The 17,798-nt window shown below is 70.2% G+C and carries 14 protein-coding genes; 11 read left to right on the top strand and 3 right to left on the bottom strand.

The genetic code is table 11. The features are described from left to right. Position 1: 1 nt before the first annotated feature. Together TN53_RS00435 and TN53_RS00430 are read left to right on the top strand one after the other, a co-directional pair. Positions 2-1,183, top strand: coding sequence for a sensor histidine kinase (locus TN53_RS00435; RefSeq protein ID WP_046256229.1), 1,182 nt, complete (start codon positions 2-4; stop codon positions 1,181-1,183). Further along, a complete protein-coding gene (locus tag TN53_RS00430) occupies positions 1,180-1,848 on the top strand; it encodes a response regulator (protein WP_046256228.1) in 669 nt (222 codons plus the stop codon). Before TN53_RS00435 ends, TN53_RS00430 begins: the two co-directional genes overlap by 4 nt. A gap of 5 nt (positions 1,849-1,853) precedes the next feature. Here the strand turns inward: TN53_RS00430 and TN53_RS00425 are convergent, their stop codons facing one another. Continuing rightward, positions 1,854-2,264: a VOC family protein gene (locus TN53_RS00425; RefSeq protein ID WP_046256227.1), complete on the bottom strand. Its 411-nt coding sequence runs from the start codon at positions 2,262-2,264 to the stop codon at positions 1,854-1,856. Positions 2,265-2,463: 199 nt separating this feature from the next. Here TN53_RS00425 and TN53_RS00420 point away from each other — a divergent pair, with 199 nt between their 5' ends. Both TN53_RS00420 and TN53_RS00415 read left to right on the top strand, forming a co-directional pair. Then, positions 2,464-4,575, top strand: a complete 2,112-nt coding sequence (locus tag TN53_RS00420; RefSeq protein ID WP_046256226.1) for an MMPL family transporter — start codon at positions 2,464-2,466, stop codon at positions 4,573-4,575. A 205-nt stretch (positions 4,576-4,780) separates the two neighbouring features. Continuing rightward, on the top strand, positions 4,781-6,016 hold the full coding sequence (locus tag TN53_RS00415) for a L,D-transpeptidase (RefSeq protein WP_046256225.1): 1,236 nt from the start codon (positions 4,781-4,783) through the stop codon (positions 6,014-6,016). 6 nt (positions 6,017-6,022) lie between these two features. Here TN53_RS00415 and TN53_RS00410 read toward each other — a convergent pair whose 3' ends face one another. Next, a complete protein-coding gene (locus TN53_RS00410) occupies positions 6,023-6,772 on the bottom strand; it encodes a helix-turn-helix transcriptional regulator (protein WP_046256224.1) in 750 nt (249 codons plus the stop codon). 249 nt (positions 6,773-7,021) lie between these two features. On the opposite strand from TN53_RS00410, the gene TN53_RS00405 reads away from it, so the two are divergent. Further along, positions 7,022-8,407: a glycoside hydrolase family 16 protein gene (locus TN53_RS00405; RefSeq protein ID WP_046256223.1), complete on the top strand. Its 1,386-nt coding sequence runs from the start codon at positions 7,022-7,024 to the stop codon at positions 8,405-8,407. 39 nt (positions 8,408-8,446) lie between these two features. Here the strand turns inward: TN53_RS00405 and TN53_RS00400 are convergent, their stop codons facing one another. Beyond that, positions 8,447-9,352 (bottom strand): helix-turn-helix domain-containing protein, encoded by a 906-nt coding sequence (locus TN53_RS00400; protein ID WP_046256222.1) that lies wholly within the window; start codon positions 9,350-9,352, stop codon positions 8,447-8,449. A gap of 145 nt (positions 9,353-9,497) precedes the next feature. On the opposite strand from TN53_RS00400, the gene tkt reads away from it, so the two are divergent. The 6 genes from tkt to gnd are packed head-to-tail and all read left to right on the top strand — an operon-like array spanning position 9,498 to position 17,794. Then, positions 9,498-11,573 (top strand): transketolase, encoded by a 2,076-nt coding sequence (gene tkt, locus TN53_RS00395; protein WP_046256221.1) that lies wholly within the window; start codon positions 9,498-9,500, stop codon positions 11,571-11,573. 19 nt (positions 11,574-11,592) lie between these two features. Beyond that, positions 11,593-12,738 (top strand): transaldolase, encoded by a 1,146-nt coding sequence (gene tal, locus TN53_RS00390; RefSeq protein ID WP_046256220.1) that lies wholly within the window; start codon positions 11,593-11,595, stop codon positions 12,736-12,738. Beyond that, the gene (gene zwf, locus TN53_RS00385; RefSeq protein ID WP_046256219.1) at positions 12,735-14,336 is read left to right on the top strand and encodes a glucose-6-phosphate dehydrogenase; all 1,602 of its coding nucleotides are present in this window, start codon (positions 12,735-12,737) and stop codon (positions 14,334-14,336) included. Before tal ends, zwf begins: the two co-directional genes overlap by 4 nt. Next, positions 14,333-15,259 (top strand): glucose-6-phosphate dehydrogenase assembly protein OpcA, encoded by a 927-nt coding sequence (opcA, locus tag TN53_RS00380; protein WP_046256218.1) that lies wholly within the window; start codon positions 14,333-14,335, stop codon positions 15,257-15,259. The genes zwf and opcA overlap by 4 nt, the downstream gene beginning before the upstream one ends. Then, entirely contained in the window at positions 15,259-16,905 is a 1,647-nt protein-coding gene (gene pgi, locus TN53_RS00375; RefSeq protein ID WP_046256217.1) for a glucose-6-phosphate isomerase, read from the top strand. Before opcA ends, pgi begins: the two co-directional genes overlap by 1 nt. A 10-nt stretch (positions 16,906-16,915) precedes the next feature. Next, on the top strand, positions 16,916-17,794 hold the full coding sequence (gene gnd, locus TN53_RS00370; RefSeq protein ID WP_046256387.1) for a phosphogluconate dehydrogenase (NAD(+)-dependent, decarboxylating): 879 nt from the start codon (positions 16,916-16,918) through the stop codon (positions 17,792-17,794). Positions 17,795-17,798 lie beyond the last annotated feature (4 nt).

Genomic DNA, 17,798 nt, shown 5'->3' with positions numbered 1-17,798 from the left:
CATGTCCGCCCAGTCCTGGTTCACGCCGGTCGCCGCACGGCTGCGTACGACGCATCCGTATGTCGTCGACACGGCGCTCGCCGCGCTCGTGCTGTTCGCCGCCTCGCTCCAGTGGATCTTCCCCGACGAGGGGGACGACCCGCTCTCCCGGCTCGGCTGGCTGCTCGGCGCGGCCACGGCACTCCCTCTGGTGTGGCGCAGCCGCGCCCCCTTCGTAACGGCGTGCGCGGTGTCGGTGGCCACGCCCGCCCAGGCCGTCCACCACGCCCCGCCGCCGGACGTGATGTACGGCGGTCTCGTCGTCCTCTACACCATGGCCGCCCGGGGCACGCCCACGCAGCGGCGCTTCATGCTGGTGGGCTGGTCGATCGGCGTCTCGGTCACCATGCTCCACAAGGAGGGCGCGGAGCCCTTCGAGTACGCCTTCCAGCTGCTGAGCGTCGCCTGCGCGTACGCCCTCGGGATGCTGGCCCGCGTCCAACGCGCCTACACCGCCGAACTGGAGGACCGGGCCCGGCGGCTGGAACGGGAGCGGGCCGCGGACACGGCACGGGCGACGGCGCAGGAACGCGCCCGGATCGCCCGGGACATGCACGACATCCTGGCGCACGCGGTGAGCCTGATGGTGGTGCAGGCCGAGGCCGGGCCGGTCGTGGTGCGCAGTGATCCGGCGCGGGCGGAAGCCGCGTTCGAGGCGATCGCGGCGGCCGGGCGGGACGCCATGTCGCAGCTGCGGCGGATCCTCGGTGTCCTCAAGGACGAACAGCGCAACGGGACTTCACCGCAGCCGGGCATCAAGGCACTGCCCGTACTCGTCCGGCAGGTCCGTGAATCGACGGGCCTGCGGGTCGAGTTGCGGGCCGGGGGTGAGCCGAAGCCGCTGCCGCCGGACACCGACATCGCGGTCTACCGCGTGATCCAGGAGGCTCTCACCAACACGGTCAAGCACGCGTACGCTTCCTTCGCGATCGTCGAACTCGACTGGGCGGAGGAGGCGTTGACGGTGTCGGTGACGGACGACGGGCAGGGCCCCACGGCCCCGGGCGGTGGCCACGGGCTGATCGGCATCCGGGAACGGGCCGCGGCCTGCGGCGGTGACGCGCGCACCGGGCGGGGTCCGGACGGCGGGTTCCGGGTCGTCGTACGCCTTCCGGTGGGGGACCGGCAGGCGGCGCCGGGGTGAGCATCCGAGTGGTCGTCGCGGACGACCAGGAACTGGTCCGCAGCGGCTTCAGCATGATCCTGGAGGCGCAGGCGGACATCGAGGTGGTCGCCGAGGCCGGCGACGGGGCACAGGCGGTCGCGGCGGTGCAGCGGCACACGCCCGACGTGCTGCTGCTCGACATCCGCATGCCCGTGATGGACGGCCTCCAGGCGGCCCGGCGGGTGTGCGCGCAGTCCGCGTGCAAGGTCGTCATGCTGACCACGTTCGACCTGGACGAGTACGTGTACGAGGCGCTGTACGCGGGCGCCAGCGGCTTCCTGCTGAAGGACGTGCGCCGCGACGACCTGGTGCACGCGGTACGGGTGGTCGCGGCCGGCGACTCGCTGCTCGCGCCCGCGGTGACCCGGCGGCTGGTCGCGGACATCGTGAAGCGGCGCCGGGAGGAGGCCGCGGCCGACGTCTCCTCGCGGCGCCTGGACGTGCTGACCGCGCGCGAGGTGGAGACCCTGCTGATGCTCGCCCGCGGCCTGTCCAACGCCGAGATCGCGACGTCCCTGTTCGTCAGCGAGCACACCGTGAAGACCCATGTCAGCAATGTGCTCGGCAAGTTGGGGCTCAGGGACCGGGTGCAGGCGGTGATCTGCGCGTACGAGACCGGGCTGGTGACGCCGGGCGCGCCCTGAGGGCCCTAGTCCTGGTCGCCCAGCTCGGTGAAGAGGGTGAGCTGGAGTGCGCCCGGTGCCTCCAGGCGGGAGTTGAGGGAGTTCCAGGGGGTGCGGGTCGGTTCGGCGATCACCTCGGCGCCGGCCTGTGCCAGTCTCGCCGTGGTGGCGGTGGAGTCGTCGACCTCGAAGGCGACCCGGATGGGTCCGGCCACCCGGCGCCCCACCTCGACCTCGTCGATGAACGCGGCATGGTTCGGGTCGGTGATCTCCAGCGTGGCCCGGCCGGCCTCGAGGATGGTGACCCGGCCGTCGGGCGAGGAGAACGCGGCGCGTTCGGGCAGGCCGAGGACGTCGCGGTAGAAGCGCAGGGCCTCGTCGTAGTCCTCGGCCGTGACGACGAGACGGAGTTCGCGGACGGCGGGTGCGTCGGACATGGCGGCTCCTCGGGATCGCGGATGGTGATGTGATCAACTCCGGTACCGGTGCGGTTCATTCCTCCCTCTCAGGAGTGAGACGGAAGGTCGTCTCCCCCGCGCGACGGAGCCCCGGAAACCGCTCCCTCCGGCGATCCGGCACCACCCCCTCCCGCACGAGTCTGAGGGCATGTCAACCGATGCCCCGCCGGGAGGGACCGTGCTCTCCACACTCGCCCGGACGGCCACGCGCCGTCCGCTCACCGTCATCGCGCTCTGGGTGCTCTTCCTGCTGCTCGGCTTCGGGCTCGGGACGGGCGTTTTCGGGCGCCTGTCGGACAACGTGCCCGAAGTCCCCGGCACCGAGTCGGAGGCGGCCGCTCAGTATCTCGACCGGGTCGACCCCGCCGGTGAGTCGATCACGGCCGTCGTCGAGGGAACCGCCGTCCTGGGCCCGGGACTTCGGGCCCAGGTGGAGCGGGCCGTCGCCGAGGTCCGGGAGGTCGCCGGGGTCGCCGCCGTGCCGGATCCGTACGAGACGCCCGGCCTGCTTGCCGAGGACGGGCGGGCGCTCATCATCCCCGTCGCCCTGGAGGGCGGTCTGGACGACGACGCCGAGGAACGGACGGTCGACGAGGCGGCCGACCGCATCAAGGAGATCGACGCGCCCGAGGTGCACGTCAGCGGCGGCCCGTTGCTCGGTCTGCAGATCGGCGAGAAGGCCCAGGAGGACGTGAGGAACGCCGAGTTGATCTCCCTTCCTGTCGTACTCGCGCTGCTCCTCGTGGTGTTCGGCGGGCTGCGCTCGGCCGCGCTGCCCCTGGTGATCGCGGTGAGCGGCATCGCGGGCGCGTTCCTCGCCCTGTTCCTGTTCAGCGAGGTCACGGACATCTCCGTGTACGCGATCCAGGTCACCACCATGCTGGGCCTCGGACTCGCCGTGGACTACGCCCTGTTGATGCTGGTCCGCTTCCGGGAGGAGCGCAGGAAATCCGGCTCCCCCGAGGATGTGACCGAGGCCGTGCACCGCACGGTCGCCGCGGCCGGGCGGACGGTGCTGTTCTCCGGACTCACCGTGGCGGTCAGTCTGACCGGGCTGCTGGTCTTCCCCAGCGTGTTCCTGCGCAGCATGGGGCTGGCCGTGGCCGCCGTGGTCGTCGTCGACATGCTGGCCGCGCTCACCCTGCTGCCCGCGCTGCTCACCCGCTTCGGCGGGAAGATCCCGCCGGCGAAGGTACGTCCGGAGGGCGAGGAGGGCCGCGTCTTCGCCCGTCTGGCCCGCTTCTCCGCCCGCAACCGGATCGCCGTCCTCGCGGTGGTCGTCCCGGCCCTGCTGGTGCTCGCCCTGCCGGTCGCCGGTATGCGGATCAACCTCGGGGACGCCCAGCAGCTGCCGTCGAGCACCGAGGCACGACAGCTGTACGACACGGTCGACGCCCACTTCCCGCCCGGGACCGGGGTGTCACCGGTGACGGTCGTCCTGAAGCCGGGCACGGACCAGTCGACCGTCGACCGCATACAGTCGCTCAGCCCCCGCGCCGAGTCCCGGGACGTGCCGGGCGGCATCACCGTCGTGGAGCTGCCGCCGCCCGGCAGCGTGGACGGCGACGGCGCCACCGACCTGGTGGAGCGGGTACGGGAGATCCGGGGCGACGACCCGGTCGTGGTGACCGGACCCGCGGCGAGGCTCGTCGACTTCCGAGCGATGCTCGCCGACCGGGCCCCCTGGGCGGCCGTGACCGTCCTGGCCGGCATCTTCCTGCTCCTGTTCGCGTTCACCGGCTCGGTGCTGATCCCGCTGCGCACGATCGCCACGACCCTGCTCAGCCTGGGTGCCGCGCTCGGTGTGGTGGTGTGGGTCTTCCAGGACGGCCATCTGGCCGGGCTGCTGGGCGCGGAGGGCCTCGGTGCGCTGAGCCTGACCGCCCCACCGCTGATCATCGCGATCGCCTTCGGCCTCGCCATGGACTACGAACTGTTCATCCTGGCCCGGATGCGCGAGGCCCGGCGGCGCACCGGTGACGACCAGGAGGCCGTGGTCACCGGACTGCGCCGCTCGGGACGCGTCGTCACCTGCGCCGCGCTCCTGCTCGCCGTGGTCTTCGGGGCCTTCATGACGGGCGGCTTCTCCCCCATCCTCCAGATCGGACTCGGCCTCACCCTCGCGGTGCTGATCGACGCCACCCTCGTCCGCATGCTGCTCGTCCCGGCGACGATGGCGCTGCTCGGGCGGCGGGCGTGGTGGGCGCCGAAGCCGCTGCGGCGGGTGCACGACCGGTTCGGGCTGAGCGAGGAGGAGGCACCCGAACCGCAGGTGACGACACCTGCCTGACGGCGTCCGGTAGGCAGGGGGACCCGGCCGGGGGCCGGGTCCCCTCCCGCGCGGCGTCCCTGCAACAAGTCCCACCGCCGCAGAAACCGGATCCCGGGCGGGTCCTCACACGAATCTCAGGAAGCGGCCCGGGGATTCAAAGGATCAGCACATCTGCGCGGCGCAGGATGCACACGCAAAGGCGGATATCTCAGGAAGGCCTGCCGTGGGCGTCTCGCACATACCGAACCGGTCCGACCAGCCCTGCGAGAGGTGGTCGCGGCGCGGGGTGCTCACCGTGCTGGGCGTGGTTCCGGCCGCGGTGCTGACCGGGTGCGGCGGCTCGGCGGACGCCTCCCAGGGAGCGCAGTCGTCGGCGTCGGCGAAGGTCGCCGCGACGAAGAAGCCGGTCGTCTCGGTGAGCCCCGCGGACGGCACCAGGAAGGCCGCTTTCAGCGACCCGGTGGAGGTCACCGTGACCGACGGCACGCTCGCCTCCGTCAAGGTCACCGGCAACGACGGCTCCACGCTGGCCGGGACGTACGACGATGCCAGGACCAGGTGGACGTCGACGCGGAACCCGTACTCGGGCACCAAGTACACGGTCACCGCGCAGGCCGAGGGCGTCGACGCACAGACCGCGACCTTCACCACCAGGTCCCCGGGCGAGACCTTCGTCGGCTACTTCACGCCCGAGGCGGACTCGACCTCCGGCGTGGGCATGCCCGTGTCGGTCAACTTCACGCACGCCGTGTCCGACAGGGCCGCCGTGGAGAAGGCGATCACGGTGACGGCGGAGCCGGCCGTGGAGGTGGTGGGCCACTGGTTCAGCGACACCCGGCTCGACTTCCGGCCGCAGACGTACTGGGCGGCCGGCACGACGATCACCCTCGGTCTGCGATTGAAGGACGTCGAAGGACAGAATGGTGTATACGGTACACAGTCGAAGGATGTCACCTTCCACATCGGCCGTGAGCAGATCAGCACGGTCGACCTGGCCACCAAGGAGATGGTGGTGAAGCGGGGCGGCGCGACCTACGCCACCTACCCCGTCTCCGGCGGCGACGCCGACCACACCACCTGGTCCGGGACCATGGTGATCAGCGAGCGGTTCAAGGAGACCCGGATGGAGTCCTCCACGGTCGGCCTCGGCGACGAGTACGACATCTCCGACGTCCCGCACGCCCAGCGCCTCACCACCTCCGGCACCTTCATCCACGGCAACTACTGGGCGTCCACCTCGGTGTTCGGCAGCCAGAACACCAGCCACGGCTGTGTCGGCCTGCACGACGCGAAGGGCGCGAACGACAGCGCGGTCCCGGGCTACACGTTCTACGAGAGCTCGATGCTCGGCGATGTCGTGATCGTGAAGAACTCCGGCGAGGAGAGCGTCGATCCGGCCAATGGACTCAACGGCTGGAACCTGTCCTGGGAGGAGTGGAAGACGGGCAGCGCCCTGTAGGGCCGGTCAGGGCGGGGACGCCTCGGGTTCCGGGAAGACACGGGCGACGGCAGCGGTGCGGCTGGAGACGTCCAGCTTGCGGAAGATGTTCTCCAGGTGCTTGCGGATCGTGCTCGGCGCGACCACGAACTGTCCCGCGATGTCCTCGGTCCCCCACCCGTTGGCCACGGCCCGCAGGACGTCGAGTTCGCGCGGGGTGAGCCGCACCGGCTCGCGACGCCGGCGGGCCGCCTCACGGTGGACGGCGTCGATGTGCGGACGCAGGAGCTGGAGGGTCAGCCGGTCGCGCTCGCTGAACGGCCGGTCGCGATCGCGGGAGACGGAGTACATGCGGATGCGTCCCGGCGCCGTCGGCAGGGCGAGGACCATCATGGCGACGAAGGGCCGCATGTAGTCGGTGTAGAGCGCCGTGTCGCGGAACTCCCGGGTCGGCATGTAGTCCGTCAACTGGGCCACCTCCAGGCGCCCGTGACTGCGCTCCACGTCCACGCAGTGCGGGTGCTGGTGCTTCCACAGCCACCACACCTCGTCGTCCCACTCCGGGTAGGGGCCGCCGTACTGCACCGCCTGGTAGCCCAGCCCCCGGCGGGTGGGCAGGTCGACCTCGCTGAACTCGGCCAGGTCGCAGGAGACCAGTCGCCCCAGTCCCCTGAGGAGGGACGGTGGCGGGAACTCGTCGGATTCGTCGTGCCGTGCCTCGTCCACGACGTCGAGCATCAGCCGCAGATGGCGTGCGGTGACGGAGTGCCGGCTCATGGCGCCCCCACTTCTCAGGGACCAGGTTCGACGGTACGCCCGTCCCCGCCCCGGAGCGGCGACCTCTCGGCACATTCGCGGCTTCATGGGGTGAACTCCCCCGTCCTCGAAGGACTTTCACGGTTACACCTCTTGACGACCGGAGTGACCGAGAGCACATTGGGCCCACTTTGAGAGCGCTCTCAGACGGTTCTGGGCGTGCTGTCGAATCACCCGCGCATCCCCCTCCGTACCCGAGAGGCACACCCCATGAGTGCACCCTCCGGAACATCCAGACGCCGGCGCGCCCTGATCGCCGTACTCTCCACGTTCGGTCTGGCGGCCACCCTCGCCACGGTCGCGACCCTGCCCGCGAACGCCAACGCGCCCACTCCACCCACGGGTTGGACGCAGGTCTTCGTCGACGACTTCAACGGCACCGCGGGCACCGGCGTCAACACCGCCAACTGGCAGTACGCGACCGGCACCGGCTACCCGGGCGGCCCCGCCAACTGGGGCACCGGCGAGGTCGAGACGATGACGAACAGCACGTCCAACGTCTCGCTCGACGGCAACGGCAATCTCCGCATCACCCCGGTCCGCAACTCGGCCGGCACCTGGACGTCCGGCCGCATCGAGACCAACCGGACCGACTTCCAGCCCCCGTCCGGCGGGAAGCTGCGCGTCGAGGCACGCATCCAGATGCCCAACGTCACCGGCACGGCGGCCGAGGGCTACTGGCCGGCGTTCTGGATGCTGGGCGCGCCCTACCGGGGCAACTACCAGAACTGGCCGAGCGTCGGCGAGCTGGACATCATGGAGAACGTCCAGGGCATGAACCGCGTGTGGGCCACGATGCACTGCGGCACCAACCCCGGCGGCCCGTGCAACGAGACGACGGGCTTGGGGAACAACACCGCCTGTCCGGGCTCGACATGCCAGTCGGCCTTCCACACCTACACCATGGAATGGGACCGCTCCGTCACTCCGGAGACCATCCGCTTCTTGGTGGACGGCACCCAGTTCCACTCCGTCAACGCGAACCAGGTGGACGCGACGACCTGGTCCAACGCCACCAACCACGGCTTCTTCATCATCCTCAACGTGGCGATGGGCGGCGCCTTCCCGGACGCGTTCGGCGGCGGCCTGGACAGCGGCACCCAGTCCGGCGTACCGATGACCGTCGACTACGTCCAGGTGCTCTCGGCCGCCGGGAGCGGCACCACGCCGCCGCCGACGGGATCGCGTGACGCCTACTCGGCCATCCAGGCCGAGTCGTACAACAGCCAGAGCGGTGTGAGCACCGAGACCACCACCGACACCGGCGGCGGCCAGAACATCGGCTACCTCGCCAACGGCGACTGGGCGCTCTACCAGAACGTCAACTTCGGTTCCACGGCGGCCACTCAGTTCGTCGCCCGGGTCGCCAGCGGTGCGGCCTCGGGCGTGAGCGGGCTGGTCGAGGTCCGTCTGGACAGCCGGTCCAACACGCCGGTCGGCAGCTTCTCCCTGGCGGGCACGGGCGGTTGGCAGACCTGGCGGACCGTACCGGCGAACATCAGCTCGGTGACCGGCACCCACGACGTGTATCTGACCTTCACGAGCGGGCAGTCGGCGGACTTCGTGAACCTGAACTGGTTCAACTTCGGGCACTGACGCATCACTTGGGTGAGGGGCTCCGCGGGCCGGGGCCCCTCATCGCAGTTCCGCCCGGAATCCCACCGGCGTCTGCCCCGCGTGCAGCTGGAAGAACTTCGAGAAGTTCGCCGCGTCCGGGAACCCCACCGCCGCGCCCACCCGCCCGATCGGCATGTCGGTGTGCGCGAGAAGCCGTTTCGCCTCCAGGACGACCCGCTTGTCGATGAACCCCTTGGGTGTCTCCCCGGTCGCGGCACGCACCGCGCGGACCAGGGTGCGGCGGGAGTAGCCGAGGGTGTCGGCGTACGCGCTGACGCTGTGGTTCGTCGCGAAGTCCTTCTCCACCGCGTCCCGGAACAGCGTGAACGTCGTGTCCGACTGCCCCCGCGCCGCCTCCTGCGAACTCGCCGCCAGATGGGCCAGGCGGAGCAGGAAGGCCGTCAGGGAATGGCGGAGCACGGCCGTGTGCAGACTCAGGGGGAGGGTCGCCGTGTCCTTGTACTCCCGCCGCAGCTGCGCCAGCGCCGCCCCCAGCCCCGCCAACTGCGCCGTGTCGGGGTGCAGCAAAGGCGGCAGGTCGTAGCGGTAGAGCCCCGTCGCCTCCACCGTCGCCCGTGGCAGAAAGCCCGGTTGCATGGTGAGGACCGTTCCGCGGTACCCGCTGGCACTGGAGAAGCGGTGGACCTGGCCCGGGCGGATCCAGAGCACGTCGCCGGCGTACGCCTCGTACTCGGCGAAGTCGATCATGTGGCGGACGGGGCCCTTGTCGAAGAGCATCACGACATGGAAGTCGATCCGGTGGACGCGGTGCAGCGGGGCGTCAGCGTGCCAGGTGCGGTGCGGACCCATCGGGCCGACCTGCATGCCGACGCCACCGACGCTGAGCTCGATGGGAAAGGGGAACGTTCTGATCCCGTTCACACCGCCGTCGCCGCCTCCGCCTTGGATGGTTCTGTCCGCCATGTCCTACTCGTGCCGCCTTGCTCAAGCCGTCCGTGTCCCACTTTCACCACAGGCTGACACACCGCGACCTTCCCCCGTAAAAGTCAGACTTTTAGATTTGAACGCGTCAGAGCAGCTCCCCGCTCCAATCGAGGACTTCTTGAAGATGAGCACGCAGACACCGGACAGCTTCGAATGGACCGAACTCGACCGGCGTGCCGTCGACACCGCCCGCCTGCTGGCGGCCGACGCCGTACAGAAGGTCGGCAACGGACACCCGGGCACCGCGATGAGCCTGGCCCCGGCCGCGTACACGATCTTTCAGAAGGTGATGCGTCACGACCCGGCGGACCCGGAGTGGACCGGCCGCGACCGGTTCGTCCTGTCCCCCGGCCACACCTCGCTCACCCTCTACACCCAGCTCTACCTCGCCGGGTACGAGGTCGGGCTCGACGACCTGAAGGCGTTCAGGACCCAGGGCTCCAAGACGCCCGGTCACCCCGAGTACGGGCACACCGCCGGCGTCGAGACCACCACCGGGCCGCTCGGGCAGGGCGCCGCCAACGCCGTGGGCATGGCCATGGCCGCCCGCTACGAGCGCGGCCTGTTCGACCCCGAGGCACCGCAGGGCGAGTCCCCCTTCGACCACACCATCTGGGCGATCGTCTCCGACGGCGACCTGGAGGAGGGTGTCTCCGCCGAGGCCTCCTCCCTCGCGGGCCACCAGAAGCTCGGCAACCTGGTCTTCCTCTACGACGACAACCACATCTCCATCGAGGGCGACACCGCGACCGCTTTCTCCGAGGACGTCCTGAAGCGGTACGAGGCCTACGGCTGGCACACCCAGCGCATCGAGCCCGCCGCCGACGGCGACATCGACGTACCCGCCCTCCACGCGGCGCTCAAGGCCGCCCAGGGCGAGACCGAGCGGCCCTCGATCATCGCGATGCGCACGATCATCGCCTGGCCCGCCCCGAACGCGCAGAACACCGAGGCCTCCCACGGCTCCGCCCTCGGCGACGACGAGATCGCGGCCACCAAGCGCGTCCTCGGCTTCGACCCGGCGCGCGCCTTCGAGGTCGGCGACGAGGTCCTCGCCCACAGCCGCCGGGCCCTGGACCGGGGCGCCGAGGCGCACGCGGCCTGGGACAAGCAGCTCGCCGAGTGGCGCGGCGCCCAGCCCGAGCGGGCCGGGCTCTTCGACCGCGTGGTCGCCGGCCGGCTCCCCGAGGGCTGGGAGTCCTCGGTCCCGGTCTTCGAAGAGGGCAAGGCCGTCGCCACCCGCGCCGCCTCCGGCAGGATCCTCCAGTCTCTCGGCGCGGTCCTGCCCGAGCTGTGGGGCGGCTCCGCCGACCTGGCCGGCTCGAACAACACCACCATCGACAAGACCTCCTCCTTCCTCCCCGAGGGCAACCCGCTGCCCGAGGCGAACCCGTACGGCCGAACGGTCCACTTCGGCATCCGCGAGTTCTCGATGGCCGCCGAGATGAACGGCATCGCGCTGCACGGCAACACGCGGATCTACGGTGGCACCTTCCTGGTGTTCTCCGACTACATGCGCAACGCCGTCCGGATGGCCGCGCTGATGCAGCTGCCCGTCACCTACGTGTGGACGCACGACTCCATCGGCCTCGGCGAGGACGGTCCCACCCACCAGCCGGTCGAGCACCTCGCGTCGCTGCGGGCCATCCCGGGCCTGAACATCGTCCGCCCGGCGGACGCCAACGAGACGGCCGTGGCCTGGGCCGAGATCCTGAAGAGGCACGCCACGAACCCGGCCCCGCACGGCCTCGCGCTCACGCGTCAGGGCGTGCCGACGTTCCCCGTGAACCCCGACGCGGCGAAGGGCGGGTATGTGCTGAAGGACTCCTCCACCCCGACCGCGGACGTCGTGCTGATCGCCACCGGCTCCGAGGTGCAGCTCGCCGTGGCCGCCCGGGAGCTGCTGGAGGCCGAGGGGCTCGGCACACGTGTGGTGTCGATGCCGTCCGTGGAGTGGTTCGAGGAGCAGCCCCGCGCGTACCGCGAGAGCGTGCTGCCCCCGGCCGTGAAGGCGCGCGTCGCGGTCGAGGCCGGGATCGGACTGACCTGGTACCGGTACGTCGGCGACGCCGGACGCATCGTCTCCCTCGAGCACTTCGGCGCCTCCGCCGATGCCAAGACCCTCTTCGCCGAGTTCGGCTTCACCGCCGAGAACGTCGCCGCAGCAGCCAGGGAATCCCTCGCCGCCGCGCGCGGTTGATCCGATCGCCAGAAAGAAGATGATCACAGTGACCGAAGCAACCGCGACCGCGGGAGCACTCAAGCGCCTGTCCGACGAGGGCGTCTCCATCTGGCTGGACGACCTGTCGCGGCGGCGGATCGAGTCCGGGAACCTCGCCGGACTCGTCGAGAACAAGAACGTCGTGGGTGTCACCACCAACCCGTCCATCTTCCAGGCCGCCATCGGCTCCGGTGAGGGGTACGAGGAGCAGCTGAGCGACCTCGCGCTACGGGGCGTCACGGTCGAGGAGGCCGTACGGATGATGACGACGGCCGATGTGCGTGCCGCCGCCGATATTCTGGATTCTGTATACACGGCGTCGAACGGTCGGGACGGCCGGGTCTCCATCGAGGTCGACCCCCGCCTCGCCCACAACACGCCGGCGACCATCGCCGAGGCCAGGCAGCTCGCCTGGCTCGTCGACCGCCCGGGCGTCATGGTCAAGATCCCGGCGACGAAGGCGGGCCTCCCCGCGATCACCGAGGTCATCGGCCTCGGCATCAGCGTCAACGTCACGCTGATCTTCTCGCTGGAGCGCTACCGCGAGGTCATGGACGCCTACCTGGCCGGTCTGGAGAAGGCCGCCGCGAACGGCGTCGACCTCTCCACCATCCACTCGGTGGCCTCCTTCTTCGTCTCCCGTGTCGACGCCGAGATCGACAAGCGGCTGACCGTCCTTGGCACGGACGAGGCCCTCGCCCTCAAGGGCAGGGCCGCGCTCGCCAACGCCCGGCTCGCCTACGAGGCGTACGAGGAGGTTTTCGCGGGGGACCGCTGGACCGCTCTCGCCGGTGCCCGCGCCAACAAGCAGCGCCCGCTGTGGGCCTCGACCGGCGTCAAGGACCCCGCATACAAGGACACGCTCTACGTCGACGAGCTGGTCGCGCCCGGCACCGTCAACACCATGCCGGAGGCGACCCTCAACGCCACCGCCGGCCACGGCGAGATCACCGGCGACACCGTCACCGGCGGCTACGCCCAGGCACGCGCCGACCTGGCCGCCGTAGAGGCTCTCGGGATCTCCTACGACGAGGTCGTGCAGCAGCTGGAGGACGAGGGCGTCGCCAAGTTCGAGGCGGCGTGGAACGACCTGCTGGCCACCGTCACCAAGTCGCTGGACAGCAAGGGGGTGGACGCGGAATGACCGAGACGCCCGCCACCGAGGCCCTCGCGGCAGCCACCGAGACCGTCGCGGCCACCGAGATCGTCGCGGCCGCCGGGGCGTGGGAGAACCCGCTCCGCCATCCCCAGGACCGCAGGCTCCCCCGTATCGCCGGTCCGTCCGGGCTCGTCATCTTCGGTGTCACCGGTGACCTGTCCCGCAAGAAGCTGATGCCGGCCGTGTACGACCTGGCCAACCGCGGCATGCTGCCGCCGGGCTTCTCGCTCGTCGGGTTCGCCCGGCGGGACTGGGAGGACCAGGACTTCGCGCAGGTCGTGCACGACTCGGTGCGCGAGCATGCGCGCACGGAGTTCCGTGAGGAGGTCTGGCAGCAGCTCGCCGAGGGCATGCGGTTCATCCCCGGCGACTTCGACGACGACACCGCCTTCAAGCAGCTGCGGTCCGCAGTCGACGAGTTGGACGCCTCCCGGGGCACCAGCGGCAACTACGCCTTCTATCTCTCCGTACCGCCGAAGTTCTTCCCGAAGGTCGTGCGGCAGCTGAAGAAGCACGGCCTGGCCAAGGCCCCGGAGGGCTCCTGGCGGCGCGCGGTGATCGAGAAGCCGTTCGGCAGCGACCTGGCCAGCGCGCGGGATCTCAACGCGCTCGTGCACGACGTCTTCGACCCGGAGCAGGTGTTCCGGATCGACCACTACCTGGGCAAGGAGACCGTCCAGAACATCCTGGCGCTGCGCTTCGCCAACCAGATGTACGAGCCCGTCTGGAACCGGTCGTACGTGGACCACGTACAGATCACGATGGCCGAGGACATCGGCATCGGCGGCCGCGCCGGCTACTACGACGGCATCGGCGCCGCCCGTGACGTCATCCAGAACCACCTCCTCCAGCTCATGGCCCTCACCGCCATGGAGGAGCCGATCGCCTTCGACGCCGAGTCGCTGCTCACCGAGAAGCTCAAGGTGCTGAAGTCGGTGCGGCTGCCGGAGAAGATCGGTGAGCACACCGTGCTGGCGCAGTACGCCGAGGGCTGGCAGGGCGGTGCGAAGGTGGCCGGGTACCTCCAGGAGGAGGGCATCGACCCGCAGTCGAAGACCGACACGTACGCGGCCATCAAGCTGGAGGTCGACAACCGGCGCTGGGCGGGCATCCCGTTCTATCTGCGCACCGGCAAGCGCCTGGGCCGCCGGGTCACCGAGATCGCGGTCGTCTTCAAGCGCGCCCCGCACTCCCCCTTCGACTCCACGGCCACCGAGGAGCTCGGGCAGAACGCCATCGTCATCCGCGTCCAGCCGGACGAGGGCATGACGGTGCGGTTCGGCTCCAAGGTGCCGGGCACCTCGATGGAGATCCGGGACGTCTCGATGGACTTCGCCTACGGCGAGTCGTTCACCGAGTCCAGCCCGGAGGCGTACGAGCGACTCATCCTGGATGTCCTCCTGGGCGACGCCAACCTGTTCCCCCGTCACCAGGAAGTGGAAGAGTCCTGGAAGATCCTCGACCCGATCGAGGCGTACTGGGCACGGCACGGCAAGCCCGCGCAGTACGCGTCGGGCAGCTGGGGTCCCAAGGAAGCCGACGAGATGCTCGCACGAGACGGACGGAGCTGGCGCAGGCCATGAAGATCGACCTGACCGACACCACGGCAAGCAAGATCAACAAGGCGCTGGTGCAGGGGCGCCGCGCCATCGGCACCCCTGCCGTGGGCATGGTCCTGACGATGGTCATCGTCACGGACGAGGAGAACGCCTACGACTCGATCAAGGCGGCCGAGGAGGCCTCGCACGAGCACCCCTCGCGCACCCTGGTCGTCATCAAGCGGCACGCCCGCACCCCGCGCGACCGGCAGTCGTCCAAGCTGGACGCCGAGGTCAGGGTGGGCGCCGACGCGGGCACCGGTGAGACGGTCGTGCTGCGGACGTACGGTGAGGTCTCCGACCACGCCGACTCCGTCGTGCTGCCGCTGCTGCTCCCGGACGCGCCGGTGGTGGTGTGGTGGCCGGTGGAGGCCCCTCAGAACCCGGCGAAGGACCCGCTGGGCGCCCTGGCGCAGCGCCGGATCACCGACCTGTACGCCGTGGAGAACCCCCTCGACGTACTGAAGGCCCGGGTCCGCTCCTACGCGCCCGGCGACACCGACCTCGCCTGGACCCGGCTCACGCCGTGGCGTTCGATGCTGGCCGCCGCCCTCGACCAGGCCCGCGCGAAGATCACCTCGGCGGCTGTGGAGGCCGAGGAGGAGAACCCGGCCGCCGAGCTGCTGGCCCGCTGGCTGGAGGCCCGCCTCGGCGTCGGTGTCGACCGCGTGGTCACCGACGGTCCGGTCGTCACGGCCGTCCGGCTGGGCACCGAGAACGGCGAGATCGTCATCGACCGCCCCGAGGGCCCGCTGGCGACGCTGTCGCTGCCCGGCCAGCCCTCGCGCACCCTCGCGCTGAAGGTTCGCACCACCTCCGAACTGATCGCCGAGGAGCTGCGGCGCCTCGACGCGGACGAGATGTACGCCGTCGCCCTGCGGGGCGAGGCCACCAAGGAGAACGGCTGATGTCCGACACCCCGAACCTCACCCGGCGGCCCGAGTGGACCGCCCTGGCGGGCCACCGCGCCCAAGGGCTCGCGCAGCTGCGGGAGTTGTTCGCGACGGACCCGGGACGCGCGGAGCGGTACGTCGTACGCGTCGGCGATCTGCGGATCGACTACTCCAAGCACCTGATCACGGACGAGACGCTGGCCCTGCTCCAGGAACTGGCCACCGCCACCGACGTGTTCGGCCTGCGTGACGCCATGTTCCGCGGCGAGAAGATCAACCTCACCGAGGACCGGGCCGTCCTGCACACCGCGCTGCGCGCCTCGGCCGACACGGTCATCGAGGTCGACGGCGCGAACGTCGTGCCGCAGGTGCACGCCGTGCTGGACCAGATGGGCCACTTCGCGAACCGGGTCCGCTCCGGTGAGTGGACCGGCCACACGGGCCGGCGTATCCGCAATGTCGTCAACATCGGCATCGGCGGCTCCGACCTGGGTCCGGCGATGGCGTACGAGGCGCTGCGCGCGTTCACGGCAAGGGAGTTGACCTTCCGGTTCGTCTCCAACGTGGACGGCTCCGACCTCCACGAGGCCATCCGCGACCTGGACCCGGCGCAGACGCTGTTCATCGTCGCGTCCAAGACCTTCACCACGATCGAGACGATCACCAACGCCACCTCGGCCCGTTCCTGGCTGCTCCAAGGTCTGGGGGGTGACGAGAAGGCGGTCGCCAAGCACTTCGTGGCGCTGTCGACGAACGGCGGCAAGGTCACCGAGTTCGGTATCGACCCGGACAACATGTTCGAGTTCTGGGACTGGGTCGGCGGCCGCTACTCCTACGACTCGGCGATCGGCCTCTCGCTGATGATCGCCATCGGCCCGGACCGCTTCCGGGAGATGCTCGACGGCTTCCGCATCGTCGACGAGCACTTCCGCAGGGCCCCCGCCGCGGACAACGCCCCGTTGCTCCTTGGCCTGTTGGGCGTCTGGTACGGCAACTTCCTGGGTGCCCAGTCGCATGCGGTACTGCCGTACAGCCACTACCTGTCGAAGTTCACGGCGTATCTCCAGCAGCTCGACATGGAGTCCAACGGCAAGTCGGTGCAGCGCGACGGCCGGCCCGTCGACTGGCAGACGGGACCGGTGGTGTGGGGCACGCCCGGCACCAACGGGCAGCACGCGTACTACCAGTTGATCCACCAGGGCACCAAGCTGATCCCGGCCGACTTCATCGGCTTCGCCAAGCCCGTGGCCGAGCTGAGCGACGAACTCAAGGCGCAGCACGACCTGTTGATGGCCAACCTGTTCGCGCAGGGACAGGCGCTCGCGTTCGGCAAGACGCCGGACGAGGTGCGCGCGGAGGGTGTCCCCGAGGAACTGGTCACCCACAAGACGTTCAAGGGCAACCACCCCACCACGACGATCCTGGCGAAGGAACTGACCCCGTCGGTCCTCGGTCAGCTGATCGCGCTGTACGAGCACAAGGTGTTCGTCCAGGGCGCCGTCTGGAACATCGACTCCTTCGACCAGTGGGGTGTCGAGCTGGGCAAGGTGCTCGCCAGGCGGGTCGAACCCGCCCTCACCGAAGGCGCCGAGGTACCCGGCCTCGACGCATCAACCGCCGCCCTCGTGGCCGCATACCGTGAACTGAAGGAAGTGCGCTGACATGACGTCGATGCAGCTCGGCCTCATCGGCCTCGGCAAGATGGGCGGCAACATGCGCGAGCGGATCCGCCGCGCAGGGCACACCGTCATCGGCTACGACCGCAACCCCGAGGTCTCCGACGTGGCGAGCCTCGCCGAGCTCGTCGAGAAGCTCGAAGGCCCCCGCGTGGTCTGGGTGATGGTGCCGGCCGGCGCCCCGACCCAGTCCGTCGTCGACGAGCTCGGCGACCTCCTCTCCCCCGGCGACACGGTCGTCGACGGCGGCAACTCCCGCTGGACGGACGACGAGAAGCACGCCGGGGAACTCGCGGCCAAGGGCATCGGCTTCGTCGACGCCGGTGTCTCGGGTGGCGTGTGGGGTCTGACGAACGGCTACGCCCTGATGGTCGGTGGCGACGCCGAGCACGTCGCCAAGGTGCAGCCGGTCTTCGACGCGCTCAAGCCCGAGGGCGACTTCGGCTTCGTCCACGCGGGCAAGGTGGGCGCCGGGCACTTCGCGAAGATGGTCCACAACGGCATCGAGTACGCGATGATGCAGGCCTACGCCGAGGGCTGGGAGCTCCTGGAGAAGGTCGACTCCGTGACCGATGTGCGCGAGGTCTTCCGCTCCTGGCAGGAGGGCACGGTCATCCGCTCCTGGCTGCTCGACCTGGCGGTCAACGCCCTCGGCGAGGACGAGCACCTGGACAAGCTGCGCGGCTACGCGGAGGACTCCGGCGAGGGCCGGTGGACCGTCGAGGCGGCCATCGACAACGCGGTACCGCTGCCCGCGATCACGGCCTCCCTGTTCGCGCGGTTCGCGTCCCGTCAGGACGACTCGCCGCAGATGAAGATGATCGCGGCGCTGCGCAACCAGTTCGGCGGCCACGCCGTCGAGTCGAAGGAGTAGCGCA

The organism is Streptomyces sp. WM6386, from assembly GCF_000972385.1.
Taxonomy (GTDB): domain Bacteria; phylum Actinomycetota; class Actinomycetes; order Streptomycetales; family Streptomycetaceae; genus Streptomyces.
Note: the sequence above shows the minus strand (reverse complement) of the source record. Positions and strands in the feature narration are given on the sequence as shown.